Source organism: Paenibacillus sp. E194 (assembly GCF_000935845.1).
Lineage (GTDB): Bacteria > Bacillota > Bacilli > Paenibacillales > Paenibacillaceae > Paenibacillus_B > Paenibacillus_B alvei_B.
This window is the reverse complement of record NZ_JMDX01000462.1, coordinates 1-1816: the sequence shown is the minus strand read 5'-3', so window position 1 is coordinate 1816 and position 1816 is coordinate 1. Positions and strand designations below refer to the sequence as shown.

Below are 1816 nucleotides of genomic sequence, written 5' to 3'. Positions count from 1 at the left end.
TTCTTCGTTAAGTCTGCTATATTCGGTTCACTCTTGCGAGTGAGGCTCGTGAAAACATAGATGTCAGGTCATGGTGTTGTGGGAATCAACGAGTCAATGCGTGAGAAATCTCTTTGTAAGTCATTCTTCCCTCACTTTGATACGGTAACATCCTTCTTACTGTCTTGATCTAAGTTGCTTTCTGGGGTGATGTTTTCTGCAGTTGCCTTGTCCGGATCAAGGGTAAGAATCGTTCTACAGAACATGCAGCGATCCGTTCTGCCGAGTATTTTGGTTTGGCGACCACACTCAGGACATTCAAGGATTACAGCACTAGTGGACAACATGCCAGCCCAGAAGTAAATCGCGACACTTCCTAAGAGGAGTATCATTCCCAGTACCATGAATACTCCAGCGAAGGGGCGTCCTTGTATGCCCCACATGAGAATGCCGGATGTACCGAGCACCATCATTCCCATTCCGGCTAATGTAAGTACAAGTCCCCACAATCGAAACTCATTGATTTTACTTGTTCTAAAAAGACGTTGTTTCATCGCAGCCTCTCCATTTCAAGATTGAAAATGTTTTCGAAGGAAGAAGGAAAGAGAGTTTCTATGTAGAATTATAAACTATCATTTGATGTAAAAGAAAGCCAAAAAAGCGTGGGGTCGAGAATGAAACATGTATTGGATAACTCCATAGATCAATTAATTGGTGCGACTACAGTCAGCGGTCTTTATATATTGGAACGTAGCCAATTGGATGCTGATTTGCACCAATATATTGATTGGGATCGCTATGTGCTGGTTGTTGATGAAGCGTGTCCGTCCCATCCTTTTGAGTCGATGGAAGTATCGGCCGATGACAGCTCTGTTGCACGCTGGATTTGCATCCACCCAGATAGGTGGGAGGAATGGATCGTTTCGGATGAGGCGAGGTCACTGCTTCCGTTTTACGGGCGTGGCAATATTCGCGTAGATCGCGATGGATTGCTTGCAAGTTGGCAGGAGAGATTGATTCAAGAAGAGAAGACTCCGAACCAGATGCAATACATGAAGACATATGCGCTGTTTTTGGAGGCATATAATCAAGCGAAGCATTTACGGAAGCTGGAATACATGATCGACGCTTATCGATGTGTGGATTTCGCATTCTATTATTGGGCGTCGCTTGCCATAATTGAGCAAGGAGAGATGCCTAGACAAGCGTTATGGCAGCAAGTGAAGAAGTTAAATCTAGGTGTCTATAAGATGTACGAAGAATTCACTGCAAGCTCTGAGACGATGCCGCAGCGAATTGAACTTGCGTTGCTTGCTTGCGAGTTCTCTCTCTCATCGAAGAGCGTAGAATGCTGCGCACCATTGCTGAATTGGCTGAAGCAAGCGAAGGGGCCAGTTCCGATATCGGATATTATGCAGCACCAAGAATTCAAGTGGATGGCCGGTTATATGCCAGCTCTACTAAATAAGCTTACACATCGCGGTTGTGTGAAGGAACGTTTGATTGAGCATGCTAGTCCATATGGCAAGCTAGGGTATACTCGGGCCTATGAATGGGCTGGTTGACGGCTGCACAATCGAAGAACAGTTGAGTCGCTGCATGACAGCTCATGCAGCGTTTTAACTTTCTTAAAATAAAGTGTTGACTTGGGTTTGGGATATATGATACATTAATACTCGCCTCTTCGAGAGAAGCACTTCGAACGAAAGCTGAATAAGCAATCATTCGAAAGCTTGAAAAAAAGATTTAAAAAAAGTACTTGACTCCAAGAAGAGAACATGATATATTATAAAAGTCGCCGCTGATGAGGTGGTGAGAAAAAGGAAGTAACTAAGAG

General features: G+C 44.2%; 2 protein-coding genes. One reads left to right on the top strand and one right to left on the bottom strand.

The window, feature by feature from the left end; all coding sequences use genetic code 11:
• Positions 1–131: 131 nt before the first annotated feature.
• Complete coding sequence (locus AZ66_RS28900) at positions 132–533, bottom strand: DUF2614 family zinc ribbon-containing protein (protein WP_021261559.1); 402 nt, start codon at positions 531–533, stop codon at positions 132–134.
• A gap of 120 nt (positions 534–653) precedes the next feature.
• On the opposite strand from AZ66_RS28900, the gene AZ66_RS30290 reads away from it, so the two are divergent.
• Entirely contained in the window at positions 654–1544 is an 891-nt protein-coding gene (locus tag AZ66_RS30290; protein WP_021261558.1) for a hypothetical protein, read from the top strand.
• The last annotated feature ends 272 nt before the right edge of the window (positions 1545–1816 follow it).